Raw genomic sequence first — 15483 nt, forward strand, 5'->3', positions numbered from 1 at the left:
GGGAGTTGCTTTCAAAAAGCAAAACGCCTGAACGGGTAAGAAAAAAGAGATTTGGATGAGTCACTGCCGATTCGGTTTCGCAGGGAATGGGGTTGATGTTACGATGAAGAAACATTCTAATCGTGACCTGCCCCCTTATGGAACTCAGCGAATCCGTCGTTCTCAAACTCCTCCACGAAAAAACCAACCGGCCGATGAAGTTTTCCGAGCTGATGAAAACGCTCGGCATTCCGGAAACCCAGCGCCGAGAGTTCCGTCACTTGCTCAAGGACCTCGCGGGCGAAGGCTCCGTCGTCAAACTGCGTGGCGGCCGCTACGGCCTCCCGGACGAAATGAGCCTCGTTTCCGGCCTCCTGCACGGCCACCCGGACGGCTACGGCTTCCTCATCCGTGAAGGCGAGGAGCCGGACATCTACATCAGCCGCCAGAAGATGGGCGGCGCCATGCACCAGGACAAGATCGTGGTGCGCATCGAGTCGCAATACCGCGGTTACTCGCGTCCGGAAGGACGCGTCATCCGCATCCTCGAACGCCGTACCCAGAAACTGGTGGGCCTGTTCGAAGCGCTCAACCGCGACGGCTGGGTGGTGCCTTCCGACGCCAAGTACTTCCAGGACGTGTTCATCCCCGGCAAGGATATCCTGGGAGCGCAGTCCGGCGAGATGGTGCAGGTGGAGATCGTCGATTACCCGACGCGGCACCATCCCCCGGTCGGACGCGTCATCCAGGTGCTGGGCCCTGCGGACGACCCTGCGGTGGAGTTGCGCTCCATATTCCACAAGCACGACGCCCGGCAGGAATTCCCGACCAAGGTTCTGCGGCAGGTGAAGAAACTGAGCCTTGAAATTTCCGATGAAGAACGGTCCCGGCGGCGCGACCTGACCGATCAACTCATCTTCACCATCGACGGAGAACGCGCCAAGGATTTCGACGACGCGGTGACGCTCACCCGCGAAAAAGACCTGTACCGCCTCGGAGTGCACATTGCCGACGTCAGCCATTACGTCACCGAAAACTCGCCCCTGGATGAAGAAGCGTTCAAGCGCGGCACCAGCATCTACTACGCCGAGGGGGTCATCCCCATGCTTCCGTTCAAATTGTCGAACGAGGTGTGCAGCCTGCGGCCCAACGAGGAACACCTGACGCTCAGTTGCGACATCGTGTTCAACAGCAAGGGCCAAGTCGTGGACTACGACATCTACGACTCCATCATTGAAAGCAAGATCCGCTTCACCTACACACAAGTGGCGTCTCTGCTGGAAGACGGCGACCCGGAAGGACAGTTCGACGAGGTCATGCCCATGCTGAAGGACATGGAAAAGCTGAGCCGCATCCTGCGCAAGAAACGGTTCCAGGAAGGCAGTGTCGATTTCAACATTCCCGAGGCGGAGATCCTGATGACGCAGGACGGTAAAATCCAGACCATCCGCAAAGCGCCGCACAACATCGCGCATGAGATCATTGAGGAGTTCATGCTGTCGGCCAACCGAGTCGTCGCCGAAGACATGGCGAAGAAGAACCTGCCAGTCATTCACCGAATTCACGAAGAACCGGACGCCGACCGCATTCACCGTTTCGGAGAGTTCGCCGCGGACTTCGGTTACCGCCTGCCATCGTTCAAGAAGGTGAAATCCACGCACCTGCAAAAACTTCTGGAACGTGCCCGCGACAAACCGGAGGAGCGTGCGCTCAATTACGTGCTGTTGCGCTCAATGAAAAAAGCCGTGTACTCGGAAAAAGACCCCGGCCACTACTGCCTCGGCTTCGAACACTACACCCACTTCACCTCGCCCATCCGGCGTTACCCGGACCTGTTCACCCACCGCGTGGTGAAGGAGTACCTGGGCAAAAAGAAATGTTCGCTCAAAGAGCGCAAGCAGCTGATGAGCCAGACCGCCAAGGCCGCCGAGCAGTCCACCGACATGGAAATCAAGGCCATGGGAATCGAGCGCGAGGTCAGCGACCTGCGCCGCGTGCAGTTCATGGCCGACAAGCTGGGCTCCACGCACAAAGGCCACATCTCAAACGTCACTTCCTTCGGTTTTTTCGTGGAGCTCGCTGACGTGTTTGTCGAGGGACTGGTGCGGGTGTCGACTCTGTCGGACGATTACTACGTGTTTTTCGAACACGAGCATGCGCTCAAGGGCCAGCACAAACACAAGGCGTACCGGCTTGGCGACCCGGTCAAGGTGCGGGTGCAAAGGGTGGACATGGCAAAGAAACAGATCGACCTGGCGCTGGTGGCCCGGTAGAGTCAAGGCCCACGGTTATGGGACCGTTGCTTCCTTACTTTTTATTTTACCTTTCGGGAATTTTTCTCGCCCATCCCGCCTCCCGGGAATTTTTGTTCCCCGGTGCGCTGGCATTCGTTACACTGGCGCTCGCAGTTGGGTGCGCCCGGCGGCTTTGCATTCGCGCCGCGTGGCAGTTCATTTTGCTGACAGCGCTGTTCGTGTTGGGGGCGACGACGTCTTATCGCGACACGGCACTGCGTCCCGAAGCCCACATCCTGAATCATGTTGAGGACCGGCGCCGCGGCGATATCACCGGCGTGGTCATCCAACCCCCGCAGCATTACCCTGATCGCGTGCGTGTGCATCTCGATCTCGAATCCCTCCAATACCACGACACGCCCATCCCGGTCACCGGACGCGCCCGCATCACCGTGTACGAAGCGAAACCGGACCTGCGCGAAGGCGATCGCATCCGCGTCCACCAGTTGCGGTTGAAACGTCCACGCAATTTTAAAAACCCCGGCCGATTCGATTACGAACACTACATGAGGACGGAAGGAATCGACGTCACCGGCGGTGTGTCGAAAGCGGAACGCGTGGAGCGCATCGATTCGACGGAGGCCACCGCCCTCTCCCGCCTGCACGAAGCGATGCTTCATTCCATACGGGCGCTGCTTGACCGCAACCTCGATGCACATAAAGGGGCGTTGTTGCGGGGCATGGTGCTGGGGGAGAAAGAGTTTCTGAGCGAGGAAATGCAGGAAGCATTTCGCGCCACCGGCGTGGCACACCTGATGGCGGTGTCGGGTCTCCATATCGGTTTCGTCGCGGCCGCGACGTACTTCCTCATTCACCCCGTCTTGTGGAAACTGTTTTCAAGATACCGCCCGCGCTGGGTGTACCTCGGGCGCACACAAAAATGGGCGGTGGCATTCTGTTTTCTGCCTGTACTGATGTACCTGATCCTGGTGGGAAACAAGGTCTCAGCCCTCCGCGCCGGAACGATGGTGATCCTCTTCCTGATCGCCGTGCTTGCCGACCGCGAACGCAGCGTGCTGAACGCCCTGCTGGTGGCGGCGTTCGGTATTTTGCTGTGGAGTCCCGGGGCATTCCTCACTCCCGGTTTTCAATTGTCCTTTGGTGCGGTGTTCGCCATTCTGTACCTGCACCGCATGCTGATGCAGGTGCAAGGGGATGCGGTCGATCGTCTGGGAGAACCACCCTGGTACCGTCGCCTGCCTGGATTGCAGGACGAGCACGGCGGGGCGATCTCTTCCGCTCTGCGCTTTGTCTACGGCACGGCGTTTGTCTCCGCCGCCGCCATCCTCGGCACCTTTCCCGCGCTCGTGTACCAGTTCAACCGGGTGAGCGCAGTCGGGTTCCTGATGAACCTGGTGCTGGTGCCTCTGGCATCCCTGCTCATCCCGGCCACGTTGTTGATCGCCCTCCTCAATGCCGCGTTCCCGACGCTCTCCGATTTTTTGATGAGCGGCGTCGATGGACTCCTCGGCGTGTTCGTCGCGCTCCCGGTGTGGGCCGCATCGTTTGATTTCGCCTCATTTTATGTACCGACCCCGCCGGACTTCTGGCTGGTGTTTTATATCGCGCTGGTGCTGGGCGTTCCCGCGTATCTGTATCGTTACCACCTGACCGCGAAGACAACGGAGGAGATCCCGTCTCAAAAGTTGCTGACACCGCAACGCAGTCAGGCGGCAGGGCTCGTGGTTTGCGCTCTTGGCGTGTTTGTCTGGTGGATGTGGCCGCAGTTTCCCAGGTTTCAGACCGACACACTGAAGATAACCATGCTCGACGTCGGCCAGGGCGAAAGCGTGTTCGTCGAATTCCCCAACCGCGAAACCCTCCTGATCGACGGCGGCGGCTTTTACCGCGACGCCCTCGATATCGGCAAGGCGGTGGTGGGCCGTTTCCTCTGGCACCGGGGGGAGCGCGGTCTCGATTACCTCGCCGCGACGCATTCGGACCACGACCACATCAGCGGCCTGCTCTCCCTGTCAAAGCTGATGAAAGTGGGGCATTTTCTCGACCGCACCCCGCCCATCGCCGACACGAAGATCGATCACTTGCATCAGACGCTTCATGAAAGCGGAACAAAGCGTCTCATTCTCGTGCCGGGAGAGACCCTCGAATTCGGGGAAGTGCATCTCACCGCCCTGCATCCGGCCGGACCTTTTATTCAGACCGTGGGCCTTCCACCCCGGCGCATCGACAACGACCTGTCCTGGGTGTTGCGCCTTGATTTCCGCGAGTTCAGCCTGTTGCTGACCGGAGACATCACCGCCGAGGCCGAGGCCCACCTGGTCGCCTCCGGAAAGCCGCTTGGGGCGGACGTGCTGAAAGTGCCGCATCATGGAAGCCGTTATTCCAGTTCCCCGGATTTTTTAAAGGCCGTCGGGGCGAAGGACGCCCTCATCTCAGCGGGCCACGTCAATCCCTTCGGCCACCCGCATGATGAAACCCTGAAGCGGCTTGAAGACCAGGGCACCCGCGTGTGGCGCACCGACCGGCATGGCGCCATCACCCTCACCACCAACGGACACGACTATCAGTTCAAAACCCACGAAGGCCTTTAGGGCAAATGGGGGAGCCGGACCCGGCTTTCCCGTTACTTCCTCTCAGAAGGTTTGCGGAAAGGCCGGAAATCTGGTATAAACGAGCCCCAATCTCAACCCTTTACCCAATCGAGGCAGACACAACCATGGCAACGAAGGAACAGTTGAAAGGCCACATCGACAAGGCCAAATCGGCAAAAGAGGAAGCAAAGAAAAAAGCGGGAGATAACAAATACGATTCGAATCTGCGCCAATCCAAAAAGAAATTCAAGCGCTTGACCCGCAAGGTGGCAAAGATCGACTACAGGGAAAAGATGCTGGCGGAAAAAGGCAAGAAAAAGAAAGAAGGCTGATCCCACGAAACTGTTCCCCCCTTCTCTTTTTCGTTTGATTCACACAACATCATGTCCCACGACAACGTCGACATTCAAAAAATCGCCCACCTCGCCCGGCTGGAGCTGACCCCGGAAGAAAGGGAGAAGCTCGGCCCGCAGTTCCAGAAAATCGTGGAGTACATCGACCACCTCGGCACGCTGAATACCGAAAACGTGGAACCGACCTCGCACGTCCTGCCGCTCCAGAATGTCCTGCGTGAAGACGAAGCGATGGTGCGGTTTCCGGAAGCCGACTACCTGTCGCTCGCGCCGCGCGCCGCCAAGGGGCATTACGAAGTGCCCAAGATCATCTCGTAGCCATGCAAAGACCCAGCCTGGCCGAGGCCCGCAAACACCTGAAGGCGAAATCCTACTCATCGCTCGACCTGCTGGAAGAGTATTACCAGCGCATCGACAAGGTGGATAAAGACATCGGCGCCTACGCCCATCTGACGCGCGAACTGGCGGAAGAGCAGGCCCAGGCCGCGGATGCACGCATCGCCAGAGGAGAAGACGCTCCCTTGCTCGGGGTGCCCATCGCCGTCAAAGACCTCATCTGCGTGAAAGACACCCGCACCACCTGTTCGTCGCGCATCCTCGACAACTTCGTCGCGCCCTACGACGCAACGGTGGTGGCGCGCCTGAAAGATGCCGGGGCGGTTCTGATCGGCAAGACCAATATGGACGAGTTCGCTATGGGCTCGTCCAACGAAACCGCGTATCACCATGTCACGCGCAACCCGTGGGACAAGACCCGCGTTCCCGGCGGATCGAGCGGTGGATCGGCGGCGGCAGTGTCCGCCAACGAATGCGTTGCGGCTTTGGGCAGCGACACCGGTGGCTCAATCCGCCAGCCCGCCAGCTTTTGCGGCATCACCGGACTCAAACCCACTTACGGCCGCGTGTCCCGTTTCGGCCTTGTGGCGTTCGCCTCGTCTTTCGACCAGATCGGCCCCATGACCAAAACGGTGGAAGACGCCGCGACCCTGCTCAACGTCATCGGCGGACACGATGCGATGGACTCCACTTGCGCCAACGTGGAACTACCCGATTTCACCGCGACGCTCGACCGCGACGTGAAAGGGTTGAAGGTGGGCGTGCCTAAGGAATACTTCACCGACGGCATCGATCCGCAGGTGCAGGCGGCTGTGGAAGCGGCCATCCGGCACATGGAATCACTGGGCATGGAACGCGTGGAAGTCAGCTTGCCGCACACCCAGTATGCCGTGGCGGCGTATTACATTCTCGCCTGCGCCGAGGCCAGCACCAACCTGTCGCGCTACGACGGCGTGAAGTACGGTTACCGCTCCGAAAACGCGGAGAACCTGCTCGATATGTACACACACACCCGCGAGGAAGGATTCGGAGAGGAAGTCAAACGCCGCATCCTGCTCGGCACATTCGTTTTGAGTTCCGGATATTACGACGCGTATTACTTGAAGGGACAGAAGGTGAGGACCCTGATCAAGCAGGATTTTGACGCCGCTCTTAGGAAATGCGATGTTCTGGCCGCGCCGGTTGCGCCTGCCCTGCCGTTCAGGCTGGGCGAAAAACTGGACGACCCCTTGCAGATGTATCTTTCCGACCTGCTCACCCTGTCGGCCAACCTGGCGGGCATTCCCGCCTTGTCCGTCCCCTGCGGCCATTCCAAGGAGGGATTGCCCATCGGCCTGCAACTCATGGGCCGCCACTTCGACGAAGCGCTGTTGTTGAACGTCGGCCACCGGTTCCAGATCACCACCGACCATCACCTTAAAAACCCACCTGCGTGATTTTAGAAGTGCCGAATATCCCGGTTCTCAATTTTTCTTCGGACAAAAAGCTTTCAAGTATATAATTTATATGACCGATAGAGGATTGGGGCCTCACGTTCGATACCCCATTTGGGGTGGAGCAAATTATGTTTACTGACGAATTTCTGGACAACCTGCCGGACAACCCGGTGGACGCTCTGGAAAAGCTGATCGGCAAGTTTCAGGAGTGGGAAAGCGCCAACCGCTTCAAAATGAAGAAGCATCCGGATTTCAACGGGCATTATCCGGACATGCTGAAGGCTTATGCCGTATTGCAGGCGTATTCCGAAGCGCACGACCTTAAAATCGTGTTTCCCGATCTGAACGTCAACAACAAGGACGAAAACGTCCTCAACATCAGCAAAGCCTTCAACCACTACGCCAACAGCAAGCTCCGCCAGCTCAAGATGGTCCAGGAAAAACTGGACTTTCAGTTGATCAAGGACCAGTACGCGCAGAAATTCGGCAGGAGCTTCGCCTACCAGTTCTCCGACGGTGACTTGCGCAAGACGCAGAATCTCCTGCGGCTTTTGGGGCACATCGTGTCCCGCTCCGACTACCTCGACGAAAACCACATGACCCGGCTCATCAACCGCATTCAACGGTCACTGCAGATTTTGCACAAAAAATCGGTCAACCTCGATCCCATCTGGGGGCTGATCGGCGACGCCGGCGTGGTCATTTCCCGATACGGCTCGAAAGCCGATTCCATCGCCAACCGCATCTTCGAGATCATCGAAATCATCTGGCGCACCCAGGCCATCACCGAGAACCTGGAAAGCGGCATCAACAACCCCTTCCTGGGCGACTGACCTCCCCCACAAAAACCGGCCCGCTCACGAGTCCATTCACCTTTTTAATTTTTCAACCAATTCCTGAATAAAAAGATCCAGGTACTGCGGCGAGGCTGCGGACAGATGGGGTTGGATGAGGACGTTGTCGAAGCTCCAGAGAGGCGACGATTCCGGCAGGGGTTCCTCGTCGAACACATCGAGGTAAGCTCCGGCAATCTGCGGGGTCTCGAGGGCCCGCACCAGATCTTCTTCCCGGTAGGGGTTGCCCCGGCCCACGTTGTAGAGGTGGCAGTGGGCGGGGAGCCGGGCAAAATGGTCGGCGGTGAGCAGTCCGTCGGTCTCCTTCCCACCTGGCAGGACGAGGACAAGGTGATCCGTCTCCGGCAGGACGTCGTCGAGGCGATCGACGGAAACGATACGGTCGGCCTCATCAAAGTAATCCGGCCTTGCATCCGTCCGCCGGCGCACGCCCGTCACAAGGCTGCCGAAGGGTTTCACAACCCGGCCTATGGTCTGGCCAATCCGGCCGAAACCGAGGATGGTCACCCGCGCCCGGTAGAGGGACGTGATCTGTTGGGAGAGTTTGATACGCGCCCACTTCTTCTGTTTCTGGAAGCGGCGCGACGGCTCGAAGGCCTTGCAGAAATAAAGCATCGCACCCAGCACGCTCTCCGCCATCATCCATCCGTGGAAGCCGCCATGGTGGATGGTGATGCTGGAGTCAGCGGGGAGGTCGATCCAGTCACTCCCGGCTGCGGGGGTGGCAATCCATTGCAGGCGTGAGGCCCGCTCCACCCATTCGCGGCGAAAATACCAGCAGATCGCCGCGTCCGCCTCGGAAATTCCTTCCAAAAATTCCTTTGAATGCAGGCATTTTACAATCCGAAACCCCGGAAACTGTGCACTTAATTGCTCAACATGCCGGTCCTGCAGGTTCCACACCCCCACATGCGGGTGAGTCAGGTAAATCAACAGGTTCTTCATAGGCCAAATTCAACGGATATCAACTGTTCACTTTCTTTCAAGCCGGTTTATGAAAAAAGATAAACAAATCACCCCCTCGCTAAAACGGCTTTTTTCAAAACATTCAGAAATCAAGGGGTTATGCCGTTAAGACTGCATTGGCACGGTTCTTGAAGTCATAGTGCGAAACCAACTTTTTACCAATGGGGGGTAGCAATGATTCGATCCGATCTGGCCAACAAGTTAGCTCAAAAACTGGACATTTCCAAGCAGGAAGCCGACCGCATTCTGCTCACGTTTGTGGAAGGCATCATGTCCAATCTGGAGAAAGAAGGACGCGTGGTGATCCAGGGATTCGGTTCCTTCCGGGTGCGCGAATACCCGGCCCGCATCGGCAAAAAACCGGTGACCGGCGAGCCCATCGAAATTCCGGCACGCAAGAAACCGGTGTTCCATGCCAGCAAGGAACTCAACGCACTCATCAACCGTGAAGGCAAGGAAGTGCCGATCGCCCGCGTGTTCGTGGAATCAGCTCCGCTGTACGTACAACGTCCGTAATGCAAAAACGCCTTGAGTGGGAATCCCTTAACGCCCATTCACCCTTGTGCTATAATGGCGGCTGACCTGATGGCAGGGGGAGGTTTTCCTCCCCTCATCCATCGACCTTTCACAGGAGGGGCCCGGCATGAGTGATCCCAACGCATGTTCCAAATGTGGTGAGGAGAGTATCCTGAAGGGAGACATCGGTCTTCGTACGAGCCGGGACCTGGAACTCATCATGGTCGTGCGCAAGGACCACGGTATCGAGAAGAAAGTGCCGCTTCAGCCCCGCGTGTGCGGCAAGTGCGGATTCGTCGATCTTTTCGTCGAAGAGCCGAAGAAGCTCATGATCACCCGCAACGACAAACCGGTCGACCCTGATTACAAACACCGGCCGCTCCTCGAATACGATTTCTGAACCCACCCTGTTTTTCCCAGCCTGTTTATGATGCGTCGAAAGCGGCGTAATTAAATCGTTCCCCTGCACAGCTCAATCGCGTAAAATGAAAAATACAGACCCGTTTTACGGGTCGGTTTGCCGGAAGGAGCGCACCCTGTCATCCGCCCGGTGCGTCCCTTGGGTCGGCAATTCGAGTAAGAGCGCGGCGGTTCCAATCTTCTTCACGTGGACGAGACCATGGGCGCGATCCAGCGAGACCAGGCGCATTTTCTTCTTCTAAAAATCCACTCCCTGACCGGTCTCATCCCCATCGGCATCTTTCTGGTCTTCCATCTCGCGGTCAACAGCCTGCGCACCGTCGGCGTGTTCCCCTACCAGCTCAGCATCGACGTCATCAACAACCTGCCGTTTCTGATCTGGATCGAAATCTTCGTGCTCTACATTCCCATCCTGTTTCATTCGGTGATGGGTTTCTACCTGACCTCCATTGCGAAGTACAACTTCATTCGATACCGTTACCCGCGCAACTGGATGTACACGATGCAACGGCTGACCGGTGCCATTGTGTTTGTTTTCCTGGTTTACCACATGAGCACCACTGTCGTGCCGAAGCTTTGGTACGGACACAACGAGTTCCAGGCGGCCCCGTTTCTGATCGGCGTGATGAACGACGAATTCCAGACCTGGACGGGGCGCATCATTTACCTCATCGGCATCGTCGCGGCGACGTTTCATTTCGGCAACGGGTTGTGGGGATTCTGCATTTCGTGGGGCATCATCGTCGGACCCAGAGCGCAGAGAAACGCGGGAATCGCGTTTATCCTGATCGGACTGGGGCTGACGGTACTGGGCCTCGCCACCGTGGTTGAGTTTTCACTGAACCCGGTTCCAGTGGAGCCCACCAAAGTGGGAGGCCTGTGATGCCCAAGCGTCAACCCAAATTCATCGTCATTGGCGGGGGCCTTGCGGGCCTGTCTCTCACCATGAAGCTGTGCGAGAACAACGCCCAGGTATTGCTGGTTTCCTACCAGCCGGTCAAGCGGTCCCACTCGGTGTGTGCGCAGGGCGGCATCAACGCCGCCATCAATTCCAAGGGAGAGGGCGATTCGCCGGACATCCATTTCTACGACACGGTCAAAGGCGGCGATTTCCTTGCCCACCAGCCGCTGGTGCGCGACATGTGTTTCCAGGCCCCGGCCATCATTCACCTGATGGACCGCATGGGCGTCACCTTCAACCGCACCCCGGAAGGACACCTGGATTTCCGCCGCTTCGGCGGCACGCTGTACAACCGCACCGCGTTTTCCGGCTCCACCACGGGACAGCAACTCCTGTACGCCCTGGACGAGCAGGTACGACGGTACGAGTCCGACGGGCAGGTGACCAAACTCGAATGGCACGAATACCTGGGGGCGGTGATCGATGAGACCGGCACCTGTCGCGGCGCGGTGATCCACGACCTGCACACGGGAGAGATCTTCACCCTGGCAGGCGACGGCGTCGTGCTGGCCACCGGCGGACCGACACAGGTGTACGGCAAGGCCACCGGCTCCACCGTGTGCAACGGCGCGGCGGCGATGTCCGCCTACCTGCAGGGAGCGCGCTACGCCAACGGCGAATTCATCCAGATCCACCCCACCGCCATCCCGGGGCAGGACAAGCTGCGGCTGATGAGCGAGTCGGCGCGTGGCGAGGGCGGTCGCATCTGGGTGCCGCGCAAGGCGGGCGACGACCGCAACCCGCTCGACATCCCGGATGCGGAACGGTACTACTTCCTCGAGGAAAACCATCCCCTGTTCGGCAACCTGGTGCCGCGCGATGTGGCGTCGCGCGAGATCTACGACGTCTGCATCAACCAGGGGTTGGGCGTCGGCGGCGAGCAGATGGTGTATCTGGACCTCACCCATCATACCGAGGACTACCTCAACGAGCGCCTGGGCGGCATTCTTGAAATCTACGAAAAGTTCACCGGCGACGACCCGCACAAGGTGCCGATGAAAATTTTTCCTGCCGTGCATTACTCAATGGGCGGCATCTGGACGGATTACGAAAGCGAGGCACACGGGCTCATCGACCACCGGTCGCCGCGCAACCAGATGACCAACATCCGCGGCCTGTATGCCGCAGGCGAAGCGGATTACCAGTTCCACGGTGCCAACCGGCTGGGTGCGAACTCTTTATTGAGCTGTATCTACACGGGACTCATGATGGGTCCGGGCATGATCCAGTACAGCAAAAACCTCGACATGCACCACGAGGATGTGTCGTCGCAGGTATTCGAAGATGCTCGCAAACAATGGGAATCGCGATTCGAAGACATCAAACGCATGAACGGCAAGGAAAACCCGCATGTCCTGCAAAAAGAACTGGGCGACATCCTGATGAAAAATGTTTTGATCGTACGGGAGAACCCGAAGCTGGAAAAGGCATTGACCCTGATCCACGACATCCAGACACGGTTCCGCGACGTGAAGTGCCTGGACACCACCCACTGGTCCAACCCGGCGCCGAGCTTCATCAACCAATTGCACTGCATGATCCACCTGGCGAAGATCATCACCATCGGCGCGCTCAGGCGCAACGAATTCCGCGGCGCCCATTACAAGCCGGAATTCGACCTGACACAGCCGGACAATTTCGATCCACACGAATACGTCGATTACCTGGAAAAAAGCCAATACGGGGAGGTGGACGAAAGCGAGTTCCGATCCGGACACCTGGAATACATGAAACGTTTCGAGGCGAACAACCGGGAATGGCTGAAAACCACCATCGCGGAGTACAAGGATGGGGAGCCCGCAATCCATTACGAGGACGTGGACACATCGCAGATCACCCCGCGTCCGCGCAAATACGAGTGAGGCGGCAGGACATGAGCAACCAGAAAAAAGTTCGACTGAAAATCAAGCGGCAGGACACCCCGGATTCCAAACCGTACTGGCAGGAATTTGAGGTGCCTGACCGGGAAAACGCCAACGTGATTTCCTGTCTTATGGACATCCAGAAAAACCCGGTCACCGCCGACGGTCAAACCGTGACGCCTGTGGTCTGGGAGTGTAACTGCCTGGAGGAAGTGTGCGGCTCCTGCACCATGAACATCAACGGCCGCGTCCGTCAGTCCTGTACGGCACTGGTGCACCAGTTGGAAAAACCGATTGTGCTGGAACCGATGAAAAAGTTCCCGGTAGTGCGGGACCTCGCGGTGGACCGCACCCGCATGTTCGAGAACCTGAAAAAAGTCCATGCCTGGATCACCATCGACGGCAGTCACGACATCGGCGAAGGCCCGATAATTTCCGAAAAACGGCGCAACGCCGCCTACGCGCTCTCCGAGTGCATGACCTGCGGTTGCTGCCTGGAGGCCTGTCCGCAGTTCGCGCTGGACAACGACTTCCTGGGTGCCTCCACCTTCAGCCAGGTGCGGCTGTTCAACATGCACCCCACCGGCGCAATGGAAAAGGAGGAGCGTCTGGAGGCGGTGATGGGCAAGGGCGGCATCGCCGATTGCGGCAACGCGCAGGTCTGTGTGGAAGTCTGCCCCAAAAACATCCCATTGACCGAAAGCATCGCTGAAATCGGCCGCCAGACCACCTGGCAGCTGGTCAAAAACCTCATTTTCAAGTGATTCCGCAGTTATGGGCAAAACGGTTTTTTATTCCCATACCGCCTGCATTCTGTTATGATTTTGAACTTAAACCGTTAACGAAAAACCCACTTCCGGGTATTCACTCCACATTTCCAGAATAAGGACGGACGATGAAAGTATCCCTCGCAAGTGCGCTCGGCACCTGTTTCGGCGTCAAGGACGCCATCAATCTGGCGATGGAACCTCAGTTCAAATCCGACCTCACCATCGTGGGTCAGCTGGTCCACAACCGTCAGGTGAATGAATCGTTGAAACGCAACGGTGTCGATCTGGTCAACGGCATCGATGATCTCGATAAAATCAAAACCAAAAAAGTCATGATCACCGCCCACGGCGCCGCCGAAAAAATGAAAGAGGCGCTGGTGGAAGCCGGGCACATCGTTTACGACGCCAGTTGCCCCCTCGTCATGCGCGTGCACAAAACCGTCAAGAGCATGGTCGAGCAGAACTACTTCCCCGTTGTCATCGGGCAGGAAGAACACGTGGAAGTGAAGGGCATCGTCGGCGATTTGGACGACTACATTGTCATCAACAATGAAGAGGATCTCGAGAAACTGCGTGCCGCGCCCACCAAGCGGTTCGGCATCGTCAGCCAGACCACCCAGCAGATGGAAAAGGTGGAGAACCTGGTGCGTAAAATCCGCGAGATGGACTGCGTGGAAGACGTTGCCTTCGTCAACACCATCTGCCAGCCGACCCGCGACCGGCAGATTGCGGTGCGCGACCTGGCCGACCAGGTGGACCTGATGATCGTCATCGGCGGTTACAATTCCTCCAACACCAAGAAGCTGGTCCAGGTGTGCGACGAGAAAGATGTGGAAGCGCATCACATTGAAGCCGCCACCCAGTTGGACCGAAGCTGGTTCACCAATAAAAAACACGTGGGCATCACCGCCGGAACCAGCACCCCGGAATACGTGATCAACGAAGTCCACACTGCCATTTTGAAAATCGCGCAGGAAATGGAAGAAATGTCACAGGCCACACATTAGGCCTTTTGACCTCATTCCGGAGGGTCACCCCACATGACGGGTCCCGTACTTTGGATACACAATGCAGGATTGGGAATATTGCAAACAGATGTTGCCGAAGGTCAGCCGCACCTTCGCTCTCAATATCACCGTTCTCAAGGATGACCTGCACCGCAGTATCCTGACCGCCTACCTGTTCTGCCGCATCGTCGATACCGTGGAAGACGCAGCGGAGCTCGATCCCAAGATCAAAATCCGCCTCCTGCAGGAGTTCTCGCAAATCATTGAGGACCCGGACCACCGTGCCCGGAATTTGGATGGCTGGGTGGAGGATTGCCGCGCCGTGGACGGCTCGGAAAACGATCTCGACCTGCTGATCAATACGCCGCGCGTGTTCAACGTGTTCGACTCTCTACCCGTGAACCATCAGGAACAGATCGTACCCTCGGTCTCGCGCATGGCACGGGGCATGGCCTACTTCCAGCAGAAATTCTCGTTCAACGAAATCACCCTGCTTGAAGACGAACACGAGCTGGAAGAATATTGCTACTTTGTCGCCGGATTGGTGGGCGAAATGCTGTGCAACCTGTTCTTCCAGGAGATCCCGAACCTGTCGCCAAAATCCAGGGAGACCATGCAGCGTACCGCGGTTTCCTTTGGACTGGGTTTGCAGATGACGAATATCTCCAAGGACATTATTGTGGATCGTGGCCGCGGCTGGTCGTACATCCCGCGTTCTTATATCACCGGGCAGGGGCTGACGGTGGAGGAGTTCAACGCCGGCACGTCCATCAATCAGAATCTCGAAGTAATGGAACGCCTTCTACACAAAACCCTGGGCCACCTGGAGGATGCCCTGCGATTCACTCTGGCCATTCCCCGAAACCAGACGCGTATCCGGCTGTTCTGCATCTGGCCGTTATGGATGGCGATGGAGACCGTCGCTGTTCTCCACAACAACCAGTCGTTGCTCAACTCCGACGATCCGGTTAAAATCTCGCGGTCCACGGTACGCCGCATTTTGCGGCGGACGCGTTGGCTGTGTTACTCGGACCTTCTTCTGAAATGGGCCTTTGGAGATATTAAAAAACGGGCGCAGCTGAAAAACCCGCCCCGTTTCGATCTGGATGCCCTCAACGACCGGCTGAATCGGATTTCCCTGGATCCCCTCGGAAACGAAACCGCCCTTTCACACTGA

14 protein-coding genes are annotated in these 15483 nt (G+C 57.7%); 13 read left to right on the forward strand and 1 reads right to left on the reverse strand.

Translation table 11 applies throughout. From position 1 onward, the window contains the following. The first annotated feature begins 122 nt into the window (after nucleotides 1-122). From rnr to ACTRXA_RS10520, 6 genes are all read left to right on the forward strand, one after another. Nucleotides 123-2252 (forward strand): ribonuclease R, encoded by a 2130-nt coding sequence (gene rnr / locus ACTRXA_RS10495; protein WP_442427145.1) that lies wholly within the window; start codon nucleotides 123-125, stop codon nucleotides 2250-2252. Between the two features lie 17 nt (nucleotides 2253-2269). Further along, the gene (locus tag ACTRXA_RS10500) at nucleotides 2270-4825 is read left to right on the forward strand and encodes a DNA internalization-related competence protein ComEC/Rec2 (RefSeq protein ID WP_442427146.1); all 2556 of its coding nucleotides are present in this window, start codon (nucleotides 2270-2272) and stop codon (nucleotides 4823-4825) included. A 125-nt stretch (nucleotides 4826-4950) separates the two neighbouring features. After that, nucleotides 4951-5157, forward strand: coding sequence for a hypothetical protein (locus ACTRXA_RS10505; protein WP_442427147.1), 207 nt, complete (start codon nucleotides 4951-4953; stop codon nucleotides 5155-5157). Nucleotides 5158-5208: 51 nt separating this feature from the next. Next, entirely contained in the window at nucleotides 5209-5496 is a 288-nt protein-coding gene (gatC, locus tag ACTRXA_RS10510; RefSeq protein ID WP_442427148.1) for an Asp-tRNA(Asn)/Glu-tRNA(Gln) amidotransferase subunit GatC, read from the forward strand. Nucleotides 5497-5498: 2 nt separating this feature from the next. Beyond that, nucleotides 5499-6950: an Asp-tRNA(Asn)/Glu-tRNA(Gln) amidotransferase subunit GatA gene (gene gatA, locus ACTRXA_RS10515; protein ID WP_442427149.1), complete on the forward strand. Its 1452-nt coding sequence runs from the start codon at nucleotides 5499-5501 to the stop codon at nucleotides 6948-6950. A 128-nt stretch (nucleotides 6951-7078) separates the two neighbouring features. Continuing rightward, nucleotides 7079-7783, forward strand: coding sequence for a hypothetical protein (locus tag ACTRXA_RS10520; protein WP_442427150.1), 705 nt, complete (start codon nucleotides 7079-7081; stop codon nucleotides 7781-7783). Between the two features lie 36 nt (nucleotides 7784-7819). On the opposite strand, the gene ACTRXA_RS10525 is transcribed toward ACTRXA_RS10520, so the two are convergent. Continuing rightward, a complete protein-coding gene (locus ACTRXA_RS10525) occupies nucleotides 7820-8617 on the reverse strand; it encodes a D-2-hydroxyacid dehydrogenase (protein ID WP_442427151.1) in 798 nt (265 codons plus the stop codon). A gap of 327 nt (nucleotides 8618-8944) precedes the next feature. Here ACTRXA_RS10525 and ACTRXA_RS10530 point away from each other — a divergent pair, with 327 nt between their 5' ends. From ACTRXA_RS10530 to ACTRXA_RS10560, 7 genes are all read left to right on the forward strand, one after another. After that, nucleotides 8945-9286, forward strand: coding sequence for an HU family DNA-binding protein (locus ACTRXA_RS10530; RefSeq protein WP_005005540.1), 342 nt, complete (start codon nucleotides 8945-8947; stop codon nucleotides 9284-9286). Between the two features lie 127 nt (nucleotides 9287-9413). After that, nucleotides 9414-9686 carry a hypothetical protein gene (locus ACTRXA_RS10535; protein WP_442427152.1) on the forward strand — a complete coding sequence of 91 codons (273 nt, stop codon included), beginning with the start codon at nucleotides 9414-9416 and terminating at the stop codon, nucleotides 9684-9686. Between the two features lie 219 nt (nucleotides 9687-9905). Continuing rightward, on the forward strand, nucleotides 9906-10589 hold the full coding sequence (locus tag ACTRXA_RS10540; RefSeq protein WP_442427153.1) for a succinate dehydrogenase: 684 nt from the start codon (nucleotides 9906-9908) through the stop codon (nucleotides 10587-10589). Continuing rightward, nucleotides 10589-12529 carry a succinate dehydrogenase flavoprotein subunit gene (gene sdhA / locus ACTRXA_RS10545; RefSeq protein ID WP_442427154.1) on the forward strand — a complete coding sequence of 647 codons (1941 nt, stop codon included), beginning with the start codon at nucleotides 10589-10591 and terminating at the stop codon, nucleotides 12527-12529. The genes ACTRXA_RS10540 and sdhA overlap by 1 nt, the downstream gene beginning before the upstream one ends. Nucleotides 12530-12540: 11 nt before the next feature. Beyond that, nucleotides 12541-13293, forward strand: coding sequence for a succinate dehydrogenase iron-sulfur subunit (gene sdhB / locus ACTRXA_RS10550; protein ID WP_442427155.1), 753 nt, complete (start codon nucleotides 12541-12543; stop codon nucleotides 13291-13293). A 131-nt stretch (nucleotides 13294-13424) separates the two neighbouring features. After that, nucleotides 13425-14306, forward strand: coding sequence for a 4-hydroxy-3-methylbut-2-enyl diphosphate reductase (gene ispH / locus ACTRXA_RS10555; RefSeq protein ID WP_442427156.1), 882 nt, complete (start codon nucleotides 13425-13427; stop codon nucleotides 14304-14306). 61 nt (nucleotides 14307-14367) lie between these two features. Beyond that, the gene (locus ACTRXA_RS10560; protein WP_442427157.1) at nucleotides 14368-15483 is read left to right on the forward strand and encodes a squalene/phytoene synthase family protein; all 1116 of its coding nucleotides are present in this window, start codon (nucleotides 14368-14370) and stop codon (nucleotides 15481-15483) included.

The sequence above is a fragment of the Nitrospina sp. P1_D6 genome (assembly GCF_052156615.1).
Classification (GTDB): Bacteria; Nitrospinota; Nitrospinia; order Nitrospinales; family Nitrospinaceae; genus Nitrospina.

What these genes read in the sequence shown, in the direction of transcription:
- ACTRXA_RS10560 (WP_442427157.1), top strand. Translation starts at nt 14,368, where the DNA reads ATGCAGGATTGGGAATATTGCAAACAGATGTTGCCGAAGGTCAGCCGC.
- ACTRXA_RS10535 (WP_442427152.1), top strand. Translation starts at nt 9,414, where the DNA reads ATGAGTGATCCCAACGCATGTTCCAAATGTGGTGAGGAGAGTATCCTG.
- sdhB (WP_442427155.1), top strand. Translation starts at nt 12,541, where the DNA reads ATGAGCAACCAGAAAAAAGTTCGACTGAAAATCAAGCGGCAGGACACC.
- ACTRXA_RS10520 (WP_442427150.1), top strand. Translation starts at nt 7,079, where the DNA reads ATGTTTACTGACGAATTTCTGGACAACCTGCCGGACAACCCGGTGGAC.
- ACTRXA_RS10500 (WP_442427146.1), top strand. Translation starts at nt 2,270, where the DNA reads ATGGGACCGTTGCTTCCTTACTTTTTATTTTACCTTTCGGGAATTTTT.
- gatA (WP_442427149.1), top strand. Translation starts at nt 5,499, where the DNA reads ATGCAAAGACCCAGCCTGGCCGAGGCCCGCAAACACCTGAAGGCGAAA.
- ACTRXA_RS10540 (WP_442427153.1), top strand. Translation starts at nt 9,906, where the DNA reads ATGGGCGCGATCCAGCGAGACCAGGCGCATTTTCTTCTTCTAAAAATC.
- ispH (WP_442427156.1), top strand. Translation starts at nt 13,425, where the DNA reads ATGAAAGTATCCCTCGCAAGTGCGCTCGGCACCTGTTTCGGCGTCAAG.
- ACTRXA_RS10505 (WP_442427147.1), top strand. Translation starts at nt 4,951, where the DNA reads ATGGCAACGAAGGAACAGTTGAAAGGCCACATCGACAAGGCCAAATCG.
- ACTRXA_RS10530 (WP_005005540.1), top strand. Translation starts at nt 8,945, where the DNA reads ATGATTCGATCCGATCTGGCCAACAAGTTAGCTCAAAAACTGGACATT.
- sdhA (WP_442427154.1), top strand. Translation starts at nt 10,589, where the DNA reads ATGCCCAAGCGTCAACCCAAATTCATCGTCATTGGCGGGGGCCTTGCG.
- gatC (WP_442427148.1), top strand. Translation starts at nt 5,209, where the DNA reads ATGTCCCACGACAACGTCGACATTCAAAAAATCGCCCACCTCGCCCGG.